This window comes from Actinopolymorpha rutila (assembly GCF_013407855.1).
In the GTDB taxonomy this organism is placed as follows: Bacteria; Actinomycetota; Actinomycetes; order Propionibacteriales; family Actinopolymorphaceae; genus Actinopolymorpha; species Actinopolymorpha rutila.
The window spans coordinates 4,311,453-4,326,356 of record NZ_JACBZH010000001.1; the positions used below are offsets into that span (position 1 = coordinate 4,311,453).

Sequence of the window (14,904 nt, forward strand, 5' to 3'; positions counted from 1 at the left end):
ATTCGTCGACGGTGGCTTCCGGACTCACGACGTCAGCCGGGGTTGATGCGCTGCAACCTCCTGGAGGCGTACGGCACGTAGAGGTTCCCGTCAGTCGATGGTCTGGTGACCCCGCCCGGGCGGGCCGTCGAGCAGTTCGACGACGATGCGGTCGAAGTCCCCGCTGAACGCGAAAGTGCCCCGGCCATCGGGCAGCCTGGTCGGTGAGTAACGGTCGGCGCCGACGTCGAGTCCCTGGAACGCGACGAAGTGCTCGAACGTCTCCTTCAGTCGGCCCTTTGCCACAACGTCACCGTCGACGAGAAGGACTACCGACGCTGCCGTGCCCTCGCCGGAAGGTTCGACTCGGACCGCGACCTCGGACCTGTCCGGCGGGAGCGGTTGCGGAGAGCGGAACCGGTGGTGGGTGCCGTAGTGGTTGTAGTCGAACTCCAGCCGGTCGTCCCGGACCAGCAGGCAGTACCCGCTGTTCACGCTCCCGTGAGTGAGCAGCACCCCGTTACCGATACCTTCGCGCCGGTCGATCGACGTGCGGATCTCGAACGGATGACCGGCGACCAGCGGTGCAGCGCCGGTCCCGACGTGTGCCATTCCCCGGTGGTAGACGAACCGGCTGCGGTTACGCGGCGAACCGGGAGCGATGTTGACGGTGGCGCGTTCGGCGAAGCCTCGGTCGTCCAGCGGCAGCACCTGGTTGCGTTCGGCCTCGGCCCACCACGCGTCGACCAGTTCTGCCAGCTTGTCCGGCAACTGCTCGGCGAGGTCGTCGGCTTCGGAGAAATCCTCAGCGAGGTGATAGAGCTCCCAGCGGTCCTCGTCGCAGTCGCTGCCGCGACGGTGCCAGGCGACCGCCTTCCATCCGTCGCGCCAGATCGCTCGGTGCCCGTCCGTTTCGAAGTACTGAGTCCGGCTCGTGGCCGGGGCATCCGGCTGGTGGATGGTGCGGCACATGCTGATTCCGTCGATGGGCAGCTGGGGCAGGCCGTGGTGGACGGTGGGCGCCTCGACGCCTACGACCTCCAGGATGGTCGGCACCACGTCGGTCACGTGGTGGAACCGGTCTCTGCGTACACCGCGAGGAGCGTCCGCGCCGGTCAGCCGCATGATCATCGATGTTCGGATCCCACCGGCGTGGGTGTTCTGCTTGTACCGCTTGAGCGGAGTGTTGGCTGCCTGCGCCCAGCCCAACGGGTAGTTCAGGTGGGCGGTACGCCCGTCGACCTCCTCGATCCGGGCCAGATTCTCTGCCAGGGAAGGGAACCGGCCGTTCTCGTACGACGTGGTGTCGAGCATGCCGTGAGGGCCACCCTCCTGGCTGGCGCCGTTGTCGGAGAGCAGCACCACCACGGTGTCATCCATCCGGCCGATGCTGTTCAGGTAACCGAGGAGCCGGCCGAGCTCGTGGTCGGTGTGGTCGAGGAAGCCGGCGTAGACCTCCTGGAACTTCGCGTAGAGCTGCTGCGCCTCCGGCTCCAGCTCCGACCAGGCGGGCACCCCGTCGTTGGCCGGCGGCAGCTTCGTGCCGGGCGGGATGATGCCTTCCTCCAGTTGGCGTCGGTAGCGCTGTTGGCGGATGACGTCCCAGCCGACGTCGTAGCGGCCGCGGTACTTCGCCACGAACTCCTCCGGTGCCTGGAACGGGCAGTGCGTGGCGCCGAACGCGAGGTAGAGGAAGAACGGCTTGTCCGGAGTGACCGATGTCTGGTCACGGACGTAGGCGATCGACTGGTCGATCAGGTCGGTGGTCAGGTGATAGTCGTCAGGCCGGGCGTCCGGCGGCGGAACCAGGCTGTTGTCCCGGTACAACTCGGGGAAGTAGTGGTCGGTCAGCGCCTCCAGGAAGCCGCAGTAGCGCTCGAACCCCCGCCCCAACGGCCACTGGTCGTACGGGCCGGCAGCGGTGGTCTGATCCATCGGAGCCAGGTGCCACTTGCCGACAGCCAGGGTGTTGTACCCCACCTCGCGCAGCATCTCGGCGAGAGTTGCCGCGCGGTGGGTGATCCGGCCCCGGTATCCCGGGTAGCCGTCGTCGACATGCGACAGGTACGCCATGCCGACCGCGTGCTGGTTGCGGCCCGTGAGCAGGCAGGCCCGGGTCGGCGAACACAGCGCGGTGGCATGGAAGTTGGTGAACTGCACACCGTCTGCGGCAAGCGCGTCCATCGTCGGTGTGTCGATTTCCGACCCGTAACAACCCAGACTGCCAAAACCCATGTCGTCGAGCACCACCACCACGACGTTCGGCCGCCCGGACGCATCGACGCCATCGGGCCAGGACGGCACCGAGTCCCGGTAGGTCCGGCCGATACGTCCGGCGATCCGTTCCCCTGAGTTTCTGCCCCGCCGCCGACCAACTGTCACCCCGACTGGATCTGACGGCGGCGCCGTCACTTGAGCGCCTTGTAGTCGTCGCTGGTGTAGTCCTTCGCCGGATCCCAGTTGCTGAACGCGTAGTCGTCCCGGGTGGCCGTGGATCCCTTCTTCTTCGCGGCCGCGATGGCGGTGTCCAATGCCGCGTCCAGCCTGGACTGCAGAGCCGCGAACTGCTTGGCGGGATTGCTCAGCTGGCCGGTGACCAGACCCTGCATGATGTCCTTCAGGTTCGGGGTGACGACCTTGAGGGCGATGTTCACCTTCGCGACGTCGGCGTTGCGAAGCTCCGGACGAGGTGCCACGTGCATGCTTCGGTTGGCAAGCGACACGGCCGCCTTGGCGTTCGGGTCGAGCAGGCCCGCCTGGTCCGCTGCCTTGTTCGCCTCGGGCTGCAGCGACTGCAGGTTTCCCCCGCTGAGGATGACCATCATCTTCTGCCCTTCGGGCGAACCCATGTACGACAGGATCTGGCCGACCACGGTCGGGAGCTTGGTGTGCGCGTACACCCAGCTGGAGTTGCTGCCCTCCAGGAACGGCACCAGGAACGGCTTGCCCTTCGGTGACGGAAGCGAGGCGATGTCGTACTTCCAGTTGGGGGCCGTCTTCTTCCAGGCCGGGATGTCCCACGGCCCGTTGAAGATCATTCCGGACTTCCCCGCGGTCATCTGTGCCCGGGCATCCTTCTCCAGCAGCGTGACGAACCCCGACACGACGAGCTTGTCGGTGACCAGTTTGTCGAACAGCTCGTAGGCAGCCATGAACTCGTCGGCGGTGTAGGCGTACTGCCCGGTGCGCATGTCCATGCCGTTGGCCGGAAGACCATGCCAGCCGGCCGTCACTGCCAGGTAGCTGACAATGCCGCCGAGCCCGTCGCCACCGGCCATCAGGCCGGCCTTGCCGGTCTTGCGGACCTTGGTCAGCGCGGTGGTGAGTTCGTCCCAGGTGGTGATCTGCGTGCCGGGGTCGTCGTAGCCGGCAGCCTTCATCACCTCGGTGTCGAAGATCGACATCCGTTCCAGGCGTCGGTTCGACGAGATCGGCCAGCTGTACACCCGGTCGTTGAAGATGCTGACGCCCGGGACCAGCACGTCGTGCCCGAACCGCGAACGCCAGGTGTCGAAGTCGGGGATCAGATCGTCGATCGGACGAACCCAGCCCTCGGTGATGGCGACCTGCGGCGGCACGTCCTGGGGCAGCGCGAAGACGTCGGGCGCGCTCTTGTTCCTGATCCCGAGCGGCACGACCTGGTTGACGTTGTCCCAGCCGTTGCCGTCGTACTGTGTCTTGATGTTGGTGTGCTTGGCGGTGAACGCATCCAGCACGCTCCGCTCCCACACCGACTTCAGGTCACCACTGTCGACCCAGCGGAAGGTGGCGTCGCCGCTCGGCAGCTTGCCCTGGAGATCGGGGAACTTGATCGCCTTCGGATCGCTTCCCTTCGCAGCCTTCCCGGCGCCGCTGCCGGTACCGCTGCCGCTGCCGGTGTCCAGCTGACAGCCGGTGGCGAGCGCGGCGCCGGCCGCACCGATGAGCCCCAGCACACCACGCCTGCTGACCTGCGCGCCGTTGCCCTGTTGAGAACGCATGAGAACCTCCTTCGGTGCTTCGATCGGGGCTTCGGTCGGCGCCTCGATCTGTGCTTCGATCCTTGGTGATCACTACGACCGAGTTGCTGCGTTCACCCCTTCACAGCCCCGGCGATGCTCTCCACGAAGTGGCGCTGCAGCAGCAGGAAGACGACGACGATCGGCGCCAGCGCGATGGTCGCTCCGGCGGTCATCACGCCCCAGTCGCTGAGGTACTGGCCGCGGAGGGCGTAGATGCCGACCGAGAGGGTCCGTAGCTCGGGCCGGGTCAGAGTCAGCACCAGCGGGAGCAGGAAGTCGTTCCAGCTGTGCAGGAACTGCATGATCACGGCTGTCGCCGTCACCGGACGGGCAAGGGGCAGGTAGACCGAGGTGAAGGTACGCAGGAAGCCGGCGCCGTCGATCCGGGCGGCTTCCTCGAGTTCGGCCGGAAGCTGGGCGAAGTAGCCGGCGAAGAGCAGCACGGCGACGATGTTGACCCCGCCCGCCTCGGCCAGGGTGACGCCCCACAGCGAGTCGGTCAGATGCAGCCGGTCGATCAGGTCGTACACCGGGATGATGGTGTAACCCTCCGGCAGGAACACCGCCAGCGCCAGCACCGCGATGATCACCTTCTTGCCCGCGAAGCGATAGCGGCCGAGCACGTACCCCATCAGCGCTGCGGTGAGCACCGCGATCAGGATCGAGAAGCCGGTGACGAAGACGGTGTTGAAGAAGTACCGCCCCATCTGCGCGTCGCGCCAGGCCTGCGCGTAGTTGCCGATCCGGAGCACAGGGCTGAACGGGCTCAGGGACCCGAAGATCTCACTGCTGCTCTTCAGCGAGGAGGAGACCGTCCAGATGAACGGATACACCCAGACGATCACGATCGGCACCAGGATCACCGACATGATGACTGCCCAGAGCCGATCCCGGCGCGAGAACCGCCGTTGCCGGACGCGCCGCCCGCCGCCGGGCCGCACCCCTTCTGTCGGCCGCGGTGGGGCCGCCGTCGACGATGGTTCGACGGTCACGCAGCATCACCTCGGGCCCTGCCGAGTTCACGACGGGTCTCGGCCAGCCGCCGGGCGACCCACAGCTGGACCAGGGCGAGCAACAGGGTCACGGTCCCGAAGAAGCAACCGGCCGCGGACGCGTAGCCGAGCCGCGGCACGCCACCAGCCTCGTCGGCGGCGAAGGCGGTGCGGTAGATGAAGATCTCCATCACCTGGGTGCTGAAGTACGGCCCACCCTGCGTCATGGCCTGAATGATCGCGAACGCCTGCAGGTTCTCCTTCGCCGTCAGCACGATGATGATCAACGCGAACGGGAGCAGGATGGGCATGGTGACATAACGCACCAGGCCTGCCCAGCCGGCGCCGTCGATGCGCGCGGCCTCGTAGTATTCCGTCGGCACCGTCTGCAGCGCGGCGAGCCAGTAGATCATGGTGATGCCGAAGTTCTTCCACGTGTGCACGAGCAACGCGGTCCAGATCGCGAGCTTCGGATCGGACAGGAACTCCACCGGCGAACCCGCCAGCCCGGTTCCGACGAGCAGCGTGTTGGCCGGGCCGTTGTTCGGACTCAGCACGAACGTCATCACCACGCCGATGATCGACGCGGACGCCATCACCGGAAGAAAGAACAACGTACGGAAGGCAACCGACAGGCGCATCACCTGACGGTTCAGGATCACCGCCACCACGAGCGCCAGCCCGACCCGCAGCGGAGTGCCGACCAGCACGAAGATCATCGACCGGCCGAGCGCGGACCAGAACATGTGGTCGCCGAGCAGCTCGCGGTAGTTGCCGACGCCGACGAAGGTCATGTCGTTGCTGAAACCGGCCCAGTCCATCGTGGAGTACACCCACGACATCACCATCGGGTAGAAGGTGAACATCGCGGTGAGCACGAGGGCAGGCAACAGGAACACGTAACACCAGCGGGTCGTGGTCCGCTGGTACCACCCGCCGACCCTGCGCTGTACGGCGGCCGAGCCGGCCTCGAGGGCGGTCACCCGGCTCCCTTGCCCAGCAGCGCCGTGATGTCCGAGCGTTCGGTCTGCGCCGGCCTGCCGGTGACGAGCCGGCCCTCGGCCACGTACCCTTCCTCGCGCTCGGACAGGTAGCCGATCAGCCGTTGCCGCCAGCCCTCGATCTCCGCCTGCCTGCCGGGATCCCCGATCAGGTTGTGCAGTTCCTGCGGATCTTCCTCGAGGTCGAAGAACTGTTCCCTGCCCTCGGCCGACGCCCAGAGGTACTTGCGGCGGCCGTCCGTGACCCACTGCAGGGACTGGGCGAAGTGCGTGTGTTCGCCGTGGATCTCGCTGCGCCAGTTGTGCGGCCGGCCCCCCTGGACGTACGGCACCAGACTGGCGCCGTCGACGGTCTCCGGAATCGGCACCCCGGCCATCTCGAGCACGGTCGGCATGATGTCCCGCAGCTCGGTGACGTCGTTGACCACAGCCGCCCGGGGCGCGTCCGGTGCGAACCTCGGCGCGGGCCGGACGATCATCGGAACGTGCGCGCTGCCCTCGAAGCCGACCGACTTCCGGTACATGTCGTGGTCACCCATCATGTCGCCGTGGTCGGACACGAAGACGATCGCGGTGTCCTCCAACAGTTCGTGGTCGGCGAGCCCTTCGAGCAACCGGTTGATCTGGACGTCGATGTGACTGATCAGCCCGTAGTAGCCGCTGGTCGTCCGGTGGTGTGACTCCGGATCCAACCGGCCCATCACGGTCTGGTGGTAGTTGTCCCGGCGGAACTCGGAGAAGTCGTCGATCCAGTCGCCGCGCGGCGGCTCGCTCCGCTGCCGACCGAAGTACTGGTCCCAGGCCCACTGCGGCGGGTTGAACGGCGCGTGCGGTCGATGGAACGACACGTAGCTCAGGAACGGCACCGTCGGGTCGCGCCGCCGCAGCCAGTCCAGGGTCTCGTGCACCACCCAGTTGGTCGGATGCAGGTACTCGTCGCGGTTCCACGGCAGCGCCACCATGGAGTTGCAGCCGACGCCGTCGTCGAAGTAGTCGGCGTGCGCATCCATCCCGGGCTGCCGGCGCAGCCAGGCCAGGTAGTCGTCGTTCGCGTCCAGATTCCGACCGCCGTAGCGGCGCCCGAAGTGCAGGAAGCCGTCATGCAGCCGTACGTCGTCGAAGCCACACCGGGACCGCTCGGGGAAGACGTGCATCTTGCCGATCGCCTGGGTCTGGTAGCCATGCTCGCGCAGCACGCCCTGCATGGTCACCGGATGCGCCTCGGTGAACGGGATGCCGTCCCGGTAGCCGGTCCGGCCGTGCCGCTCCTGGGACTGCCCGGTGAACAGCGCGACCCGGGCCGGCACACACGTCGGAGTAGCCGAGTAGGCCCGCGCGAACCGGGTGCCCTGACCGGCGATCTCGTCCAGGTGCGGCGTCTTCACCACCGGATGACCCGCGCAGGACAAGGCGTCTCCGCGCATCTGGTCGACACAGATCACCATGATGTTGGGTCTGTCCTGACGGCGGGTACGACTGCCGGACTGGCGACTGTTCGCGGCGTACGGCGGCAAACCCATTCCCTACCTTTCCGACCGGAAATGAAGTATCGGTTATGCGCCTAACCAACCACTACTCTGGCATGCTGTCAATGCCCTGTCACCCATGTCTTCGTACCTGTGTGGTAAATCCTGAGAGGTGCAGTTGAACCGGCGTCGAGCTACGCAGGCCGATGTGGCGCGCGCCGCGGGCGTGTCGGCCGCAACGGTCTCCTATGTCGCCAGCGGGCGCGCGAACCGGAAGAACCCGGCAACCCCCGAGATCACCGCCCGGGTTCTGCGAGCGATGCGAGATCTCGACTACACCCCGGCCCGGTCCGGCCGGGTGCTGGCCCGCAGCCGCACCGGGCTCGTCGCGGTGGCGGCGTACACGCCCTTCAACCCCTGGGCGCTGGGACTGATCACGCAGATCGAGGAGGTCGCGGCCGATCACGGACTCGGCGTCGTCATCCAGCGGTACGGCCATACCGAGAACGCCGCCGACCTGATCGAGACCCATCTACTCGAGGGCCTGGCCGACGCCGCGGTGGTCGTCGGTTCCCCCTCGTTCGGTGCGGGGCGGCTGTACCGGATCGGACGGCGGGTGCCGCTGCTCGCGGTCCACCATTCGTACCGTCCGCGGGGTTTCGACGTCATGGTCCAGCGAGAGGCGACCGCGGCCCGGGCGGCCGCCGAACACCTGATCAGGCTCGGCGTCAAACGCCCGGCCTTCATCGACGCACCGGACACCGGGGACCACCCTCGTCGCGACGCGTTCGTCGACACCTTTCTCGAGCACGGCTACCAGCCCGGCTCGATCACCGTCGTCCAGGATCGCGAGACCGCATTCACCGGATTCCTCGACTCCCGGCACCTGGCGACCGAGCTGCTCGATCGGTCGACCAGAAGAAGGCCCGACGCCATCATGGCCAACTCCGACCGCGCCGCGATCGCCACCATGTGGGCCGCCATGCAGCTGGGCATCTCCATCCCACACGAGCTCAAGGTGATCGGCGCCGGCAACATCCCCGAGGGCGCCGACCTCCGGCCGGCACTCACCACAGTGGGCAGCGCGGTCGAGGAGTTCCGGCCACCCCTGGAACGACTGATTGCGCGCATCGACGATCCCGGCATGCGAACCGGCACCCACGTGGTTCCGTGGAGGCTGATTCTCAGGGACTCCGCCTGACCTCCGATGACCGTCGATGTGGTGCTAAACACCGAGCAGATACCTGGCGGCGGGGCTCAGTCGGTCGCGCGTGCGTACGCGGAGGTACTCCGCCTGGTCGAGCTGCTGCGGCATGTCGCGCCTGGTGAAGTAGGAGTGCAGCGCGCGGCGGGGCCGGTCACTGTTGTTGCGCGTACCGCCATGCCACAGGTGGCTGTTGAACACCACCACCGTCCCGGCGGGCGCGATCAACTGCACCTCGTCCGGATGCGTGGCACGCGGATCACCGTCAAGTTCGTCGGCAGGCGCCTTACCGCGCTTGCGATGCGAACCCGGCACCACCCGCGTCGCGCCGTTCTCGGCGGTGAAGTCGTCCAGCAACCAGATCGAGTTGCAGACCTGGAAGCCCTGCCCCTCCTGCAGAACACCCCAGTCCGCGTGCAGCCCCTGGTGACCCCGGCCGGGCAACGCCGCCCTGCTGTTGAGCGAGGACAGACGAAACTCCCCCAGCACATGACGGATCGCCGCGAGCACCACCGGATGGGTGAAGCACACCTCGAACATCGGGTCCTTGTTGACCAGATCGGACAGCCGGTCGGTACCCGCCTCCTGGTGCACCTCCTCCCCCGCGCGGCTCCCCTCGATGCGGGACAGCTCGGCCAGCCGCTCACCGAACGCGTCGGCCTGCTCCGGCGACAGGATCCCCGGAAGCGGCGCGAACCCGTCGGTGTCGAGCTGCGCCTTCGTCTTCGCGTCGAGCAGGTCGTCCGTCACGCCGAGCTCGCTCAGCGCCGTCTCCATGTCCATGTCGTCCATGTCGTCCATGTCCAGCCGTCCTCCGCACTCGGCACCCCGTCCCCCGAACCGGTCCTCGCGGGCGGGTGCTCGTGGCCCTCACCCACGACACTGCCTCAGCAACGTGCGGGGGCGCCATACACAAAGCACGGAGCGCCTTGCACGAATCGCGCGCCTTCGCAGAGCCGGGCCCTTCCGATGACGGACGTGTGGAACGCCGCTTCGTTGTCTGTCGCCGAAGGCGGAACTACGTTTGCCGCCGGGAGGAACAGATGCACGGAAAGCTCCGGCCCCCGAGCGCCGCCACCACAGAATGGCTCCTTATTGCCGCCGGCCACCACGAGGCCCCCAAGGGCCGTGACTTCCCCGCGCACCAGCACCAGTCGTGGGAGTTCACCTACTACCGAGAGGGCCGCGTTCGGTGCCCGGCCGATGGCCGGACCTACTGGAGTCAGCCGGGCATGATCGTCCTCACCCGTCCCGGGGAAGTGCACTGGGAGACAGCTGTCACGGCCTACGCCAACTACTTCCTCTGTGTCGACGCCCCCGACCTCCTACCCTGCTCGCGAGTGGTCTTCGACGACGAACACGGCAGCCTCCGGCACTTGTTCGCCCTGGCTGCCAGAGAGTGGCTGAAGCGCAGCGATCCGGCCGGTCAGCTCACGGCCGCCCTGATGAGCGTGGTCCGAGTGCTCATCCAACGCAGCACAGCCGAGGAGCAGCTGAGCCAGTCCGAACGTATGGTGCGGGATGCCGAGTCACTGCTCGAGGCACGATCCAGTCAGAAGGTTCTGATCAAGGACATCGCCCAGGAGCTGCACGTGTCCCCCGCCCTTCTTCGCGAACAGTTCGCACGGCTGCGCGGGCGGAGCCCGATGGAGCACCTCCAGGAGCTCCGGTTACAGCGCGCGCTGTCCGCGATCCGCAACTCCGATGCACCGCTGGCCACCGTGGCCGAGTCGTGCGGTTACAACTCCTCGAGCCATCTCAGCCGGCACGTGAGACGGCTCACCGGACGTACGCCGGGCTCCTTCCGAGGACCCACGCCTCGCTCCTGAGGTCGATTCGAGCCGGCTCACTCAACAGGGTCAGCTCCGACTGGATCGCATGACCAGCCGATATCGGACGGCGCCGATCGGCGAACCGGCCCCGCACCGGTTGCACGAATCCTTCCTGCGCCCACCCCAGCTACGTGTAGGTCAAAGGCCGCAGGTCAGCGATGGAACCCTGCCGACTACTCCGCTCCCCGCATGCTCTTGCCGGTCATGAGCAGCGCGGAATCGCTTGCACAAAACGCGTTCTCGCTTGCACAAAGCGCGGGACAAGGCTCCGTTGACAGGGCTGGTAGCCGCCATTAGCGTCACGCTCGCAGAACTCGGGCCAGACCTCCTTCTCGCTGACCACCTGATCGCGCGGCATCCCATGGTGGGCAGCGGAATGTCTGCACAACCCTCGCGCAGAAGGCGCTACCGGCGGCGCCGCATCTGGTCATGGCCCGCGCGGTTCGGCTTCTGACGACGCGCAGTCGACCAGCGGAGGTCAGCTGCGTGCGCCAAACGTCACTCGACTGTCCGCCAACGCTTCGGCAAGGAGGGGCGCCATGGGCACAACGTGGTTGCCACGATCGTCGCTCTCTTGGCTCGGTCATCCCGCGCCACGACCACGGTGCCCACGCGGTGGTCGGCGGAGGACGAGCCGGCTCAGCCGCGGGCTGCGGGTAGGGGTCCTGGCGGCCGTCGTCGCCGTAGTCGCCGCGGCCTGCACCGACTCCCCAACTCCTTCGAACGCCGCCAAAGGCACCACGACACACGACTCGGTTCTGGTGATGGCCAGCTCCGGTCCCTGGACCACGTGGGGGTACAACCCGTGGTCCACCAACCTCAACTTCCCGAGCGGGGCGAATGGTTTCGTCTTCCTCCCGCTGGCCATCCAGAACTGGCCGAGTCTGGACTCCTTCACCCCGCAACTCGCGCAGAACTGGTCCGTACACGGCAACCAACTGCAGATCAACCTCCAGCCCAAGGCCACCTGGCAGGACGGCACGCCGGTGACCAGCAAGGATGTTGTCGACACCCTCTACCTGGATGCCCTCACCCAGGCCGGGATCTGGAACGACATCACCGACGTCGCCGCCAAGGGAACCAAGTCGGTCGTGCTCACCGCACGCCCCGGCGTCCCGATGGTCCTGGTCGAGAACGACCTGTTCAACGGCGTCACGCCCTACCCGTCCAGCGTCTGGGGCAAGTACGTCACTCCCGAACTGAAGCAGGCCGTCGACAGCTACTTCACCCAGGCCCGCACCGATCCGGCCGCGGCGGCCGAGGGCCCGGCGTACAAGACGATGACCACCGCCCTGCAGAACCTTGCCAAGGTGCATCCGAAGACGCTGGTCGGCGACGGCCCCTACAAGCTTGTCGGGATGACGACCCAGGAGCAGAAGCTCACCAAGTGGGACGGCTTCTACGCCGCGGACAAAATCTCGGTCAAGGAGATCCGCTACCTCGGAAATCAACAGCCGCAGGTGAACTCCAACCTGCTGAGCGGCACCGCCGACTTCTCCAGTGGCTGGCTCTACATGCCGTCGGCGATCGTCAACCAGTGGCAGCAGAACCCCGACGCGCATCTGCTCTCGGTGCCGGGGACCTTCCAGGGCCAGATCGTCTTCAACAACGCCAAGCCGCCGTTCAACTCGGTGAAGGTCCGGCAGGCGATGGCCTACGCCCTGCCCCGGCAGAAGATGGACGAGCTGGCCTGGGGAAAGACCAAGCCGCACGCGGTGACTCCGAGCATTCCCGAGGGTCTGGTCGACCAGGTGGCGCAGGAGTTCCTCACCAAGGAGCAACTCGCCTCGCTGAACCCCTACCCCTACGACACGAAGAAGGCCGCTGCCCTGCTGCAGGAGGCGGGGTTCCGCCGCACCGGTGGCAAGTGGTTCATGCCGGACGGCAAACCGTTCAAGGTGACGCTGGAGATGAACAGCGGCTGGACCGACCAGATCGCCGCGTTCAAGGTGGCCGACAGCGCACTCGACAGCTTCGGCATCGACTCGACTCTCAACACCGTCGAAGGCGTGAGCTACAGCGAGGACCTGCACACGGGCAACTTCCAGATCGGTGCGTTCTGCTGCACGGGCGGAAGCCCCAACCCGCTGCTGGACTTCGAACAGTCGCCGATGGGCAGCGCCAACAACTTCACCGCCACCGGTTCCAGTGCCGGCCGGCGCGGGCTCGGTTACGGCCCGAAGGTGAACGTCCCCGGCCTCGGAGTGGTGAACGTTCCGCAGGAACTCGACAAGCAGATCCACCAGGTAGCGTCCGGTCCCCGGATGAAGGAGCTGACCTGGAGCTGGGCGCAGCTGGTCAACCAACAGGTGCCGTACCTGGAGTACGCCGACTTCGCCAACCAGATCGCGTTCTCGACGAAGAAGTTCAACTGGCCCGCCGAGTCGAGCCCGCTGTGGCGACAGCACAGCAACGGCAACTACCTGATCGTGGTCGGCCAGGAGAAGGGTGAGATCTCCCCCAAGTAGCGTCCGATCGGCACAACGCAGGGAGGCTTGGTGATCTCCTACCTCGCGAGGAGAGTGGCGACGGCTCTGCTCACCGTGTTCGTGGTGGTCTCGCTGTCGTTCTTCATGATCCGGCTCATGCCGGGCAATGTGATGGACTACCTCGTCAACCAGCTGTCGCGGCAGGGCAACCTCACGACGCAGGAGATCCAGCAACAGGTCAACGCGATCTACGGAGTGATGCCGACCTCGCCGGCGTGGAAGCAGTACTTCCAGTACATCTGGCACGTCTGCCAGGGAAACTTCGGTACGTCGATCAGCCACCCCGGTGAGTCGGTGTCGCACATCATCGCCAGCGCGCTGCCGTGGACGGTCTTCTCCGTCGGGGTGGCGTTGATCGTGAGCTTCGTGATCGGAATAGCGGTGGGAACGGTGATGGCCGCGGCCCAGGCGAGCCGGTTCACCAAGGTGGTCACGCTGGTGGTGTCGTTCCTCAGCGCGGTTCCCAACTACCTGGTGGCAATCCTGCTGCTGTACTTCCTCACCGAGATCCATCACCTGTTCCCCCAGGGCGGCGCATACGGAGCGGGGATTCCGGTGGGCTGGAACCTTCCGTTCGTCGCCAGCGTGGTGCGCCACTCGGCACTGCCGATCGCGTCGTACGCCCTGATCGGCTTCGGTGGCTGGGCACTGCAGATGAAGGGAAGCGCCATCTCCACACTGGGTGCGGAGTACGTCCGGGTAGCCGAGGCACGCGGCCTTGGACGCCGTCGCATCATGCAGTCCTACGTCGGCCGCAACTCGCTCCTCCCGCAGGTCACTCTCCTGGCCCTCTCGCTGGGCTTCATGTTCGGCGGATCGGTCTTCATCGAGCAGTTCTTCAACTATCCCGGAGTCGGCTACTACCTCGTGACGGCGGTCAACTCCCGTGACTACTCCCTCATGATGGGCTGCTTCGTACTCATCACGACGTCGGTCGTCTTCTCCAACCTGCTCGTCGACCTGATGTATCCCGTCATCGACCCGCGGATCGCCAAACCGGGTGCCGGGCGGAAGGCGGGCACGGAGGATCCGCGGGACGTGGAAGAGCGTGCGGTACCGGTAGGAGGGACGATGGCATGAGCGACTTCTTCCGTGACCTGTGGCGCATCCTGTGGGCCGACAAGTCCGCCCTCGTCGGCGCGATCCTGATCGTCTGCTACGGCCTGGTCGCGATCTTCGGCCCGATGTTCGTCCACCTGCGTACCTTCGGACAGCAGGACGGCACCTACCTTCCACCGTCCTCGAAGCACCTGCTCGGCACCGACACGCTCGGCCAGGACATCCTCGCCGAGATCATCGTCGGGACCCGGCCGATCATGGAGGTCGGCCTCCTCGCGGCCACCATCACCACGTTCGTCGGCGTCGTCATCGGCCTGGTGACCGGCTACCAGGGCGGCTGGGTCGACGTCGTGGTGATGCGGATCGTCGACATCGCACTCACCATCCCTGGCCTCCCGCTGATCATCGTGATCGCCGCGGTCATCCACTCCTCCAACCCGTTCGTCCTGGCGGCGATCCTCTCGGTCACCGGCTGGGCCGGACTGGCCCGGGCGGTGCGCTCGCAGGCGATCAGCCTGCGCACCATGGACTTCATGGCGGCGGCGCGGATCCAGGGCCTGCCGCTCCACAACATCGTCGGCCGCCAGCTGCTCCCCAACGTAGGGCCGTACGTCGCCATTCACTTCCTGCTCGGCATCACCGGCGCGATCTACGCCGAGGTCGGGCTCTTCCTGCTCGGCGTCGCCCCGCTGAGCGGCACCAACTGGGGCATCATGATCAACCTCGCCATGAGCCAGGGCGCCCTCTACACCAGCAAGAGCATGCTCTACCTGCTGGCGCCGATGGCGTCGATCGTCGTTCTGCAGGTCGCCTTCGTCTTCTTCTCCAGAGCTCTGGACAGCCTGTTCAACCCCCGGCTCCGGGTCCAGTAGGAGGGCGTC

11 protein-coding genes are annotated in these 14,904 nt (G+C 66.6%); 5 read left to right on the plus strand and 6 right to left on the minus strand.

Going from position 1 to position 14,904, the window contains the following annotated elements; genetic code table 11:
• Positions 1–90: 90 nt before the first annotated feature.
• From F4554_RS19225 to F4554_RS19245, 5 genes are all read right to left on the minus strand, one after another.
• Positions 91–2,391: an arylsulfatase gene (locus tag F4554_RS19225; protein WP_337796103.1), complete on the minus strand. Its 2,301-nt coding sequence runs from the start codon at positions 2,389–2,391 to the stop codon at positions 91–93.
• Positions 2,388–3,959: an ABC transporter substrate-binding protein gene (locus F4554_RS19230; RefSeq protein WP_179788850.1), complete on the minus strand. Its 1,572-nt coding sequence runs from the start codon at positions 3,957–3,959 to the stop codon at positions 2,388–2,390. The genes F4554_RS19225 and F4554_RS19230 overlap by 4 nt, the downstream gene beginning before the upstream one ends.
• Positions 3,960–4,051: 92 nt before the next feature.
• Positions 4,052–4,972 carry a carbohydrate ABC transporter permease gene (locus F4554_RS19235; RefSeq protein WP_337796104.1) on the minus strand — a complete coding sequence of 307 codons (921 nt, stop codon included), beginning with the start codon at positions 4,970–4,972 and terminating at the stop codon, positions 4,052–4,054.
• On the minus strand, positions 4,969–5,955 hold the full coding sequence (locus tag F4554_RS19240; protein ID WP_179788851.1) for an ABC transporter permease subunit: 987 nt from the start codon (positions 5,953–5,955) through the stop codon (positions 4,969–4,971). Before F4554_RS19240 ends, F4554_RS19235 begins: the two co-directional genes overlap by 4 nt.
• Positions 5,952–7,493, minus strand: coding sequence for an arylsulfatase (locus tag F4554_RS19245; RefSeq protein WP_179788852.1), 1,542 nt, complete (start codon positions 7,491–7,493; stop codon positions 5,952–5,954). The genes F4554_RS19240 and F4554_RS19245 overlap by 4 nt, the downstream gene beginning before the upstream one ends.
• A gap of 154 nt (positions 7,494–7,647) precedes the next feature.
• On the opposite strand from F4554_RS19245, the gene F4554_RS19250 reads away from it, so the two are divergent.
• On the plus strand, positions 7,648–8,640 hold the full coding sequence (locus tag F4554_RS19250; protein WP_179788853.1) for a substrate-binding domain-containing protein: 993 nt from the start codon (positions 7,648–7,650) through the stop codon (positions 8,638–8,640).
• A 24-nt stretch (positions 8,641–8,664) separates the two neighbouring features.
• On the opposite strand, the gene F4554_RS19255 is transcribed toward F4554_RS19250, so the two are convergent.
• Positions 8,665–9,444: a phytanoyl-CoA dioxygenase family protein gene (locus tag F4554_RS19255; protein ID WP_238341352.1), complete on the minus strand. Its 780-nt coding sequence runs from the start codon at positions 9,442–9,444 to the stop codon at positions 8,665–8,667.
• Positions 9,445–9,686: 242 nt separating this feature from the next.
• Between F4554_RS19255 and F4554_RS19260 the strand changes: the two genes are divergently transcribed.
• From F4554_RS19260 to F4554_RS19275, 4 genes are all read left to right on the plus strand, one after another.
• Positions 9,687–10,472 (plus strand): AraC family transcriptional regulator, encoded by a 786-nt coding sequence (locus tag F4554_RS19260; protein ID WP_179788854.1) that lies wholly within the window; start codon positions 9,687–9,689, stop codon positions 10,470–10,472.
• Positions 10,473–11,239: 767 nt separating this feature from the next.
• Positions 11,240–12,943, plus strand: a complete 1,704-nt coding sequence (locus F4554_RS19265) for an ABC transporter substrate-binding protein (RefSeq protein WP_179788855.1) — start codon at positions 11,240–11,242, stop codon at positions 12,941–12,943.
• A 30-nt stretch (positions 12,944–12,973) separates the two neighbouring features.
• Positions 12,974–14,044, plus strand: coding sequence for an ABC transporter permease subunit (locus F4554_RS32345; RefSeq protein ID WP_179788856.1), 1,071 nt, complete (start codon positions 12,974–12,976; stop codon positions 14,042–14,044).
• Positions 14,041–14,895 carry an ABC transporter permease gene (locus F4554_RS19275; RefSeq protein WP_179788857.1) on the plus strand — a complete coding sequence of 285 codons (855 nt, stop codon included), beginning with the start codon at positions 14,041–14,043 and terminating at the stop codon, positions 14,893–14,895. Before F4554_RS32345 ends, F4554_RS19275 begins: the two co-directional genes overlap by 4 nt.
• The last annotated feature ends 9 nt before the right edge of the window (positions 14,896–14,904 follow it).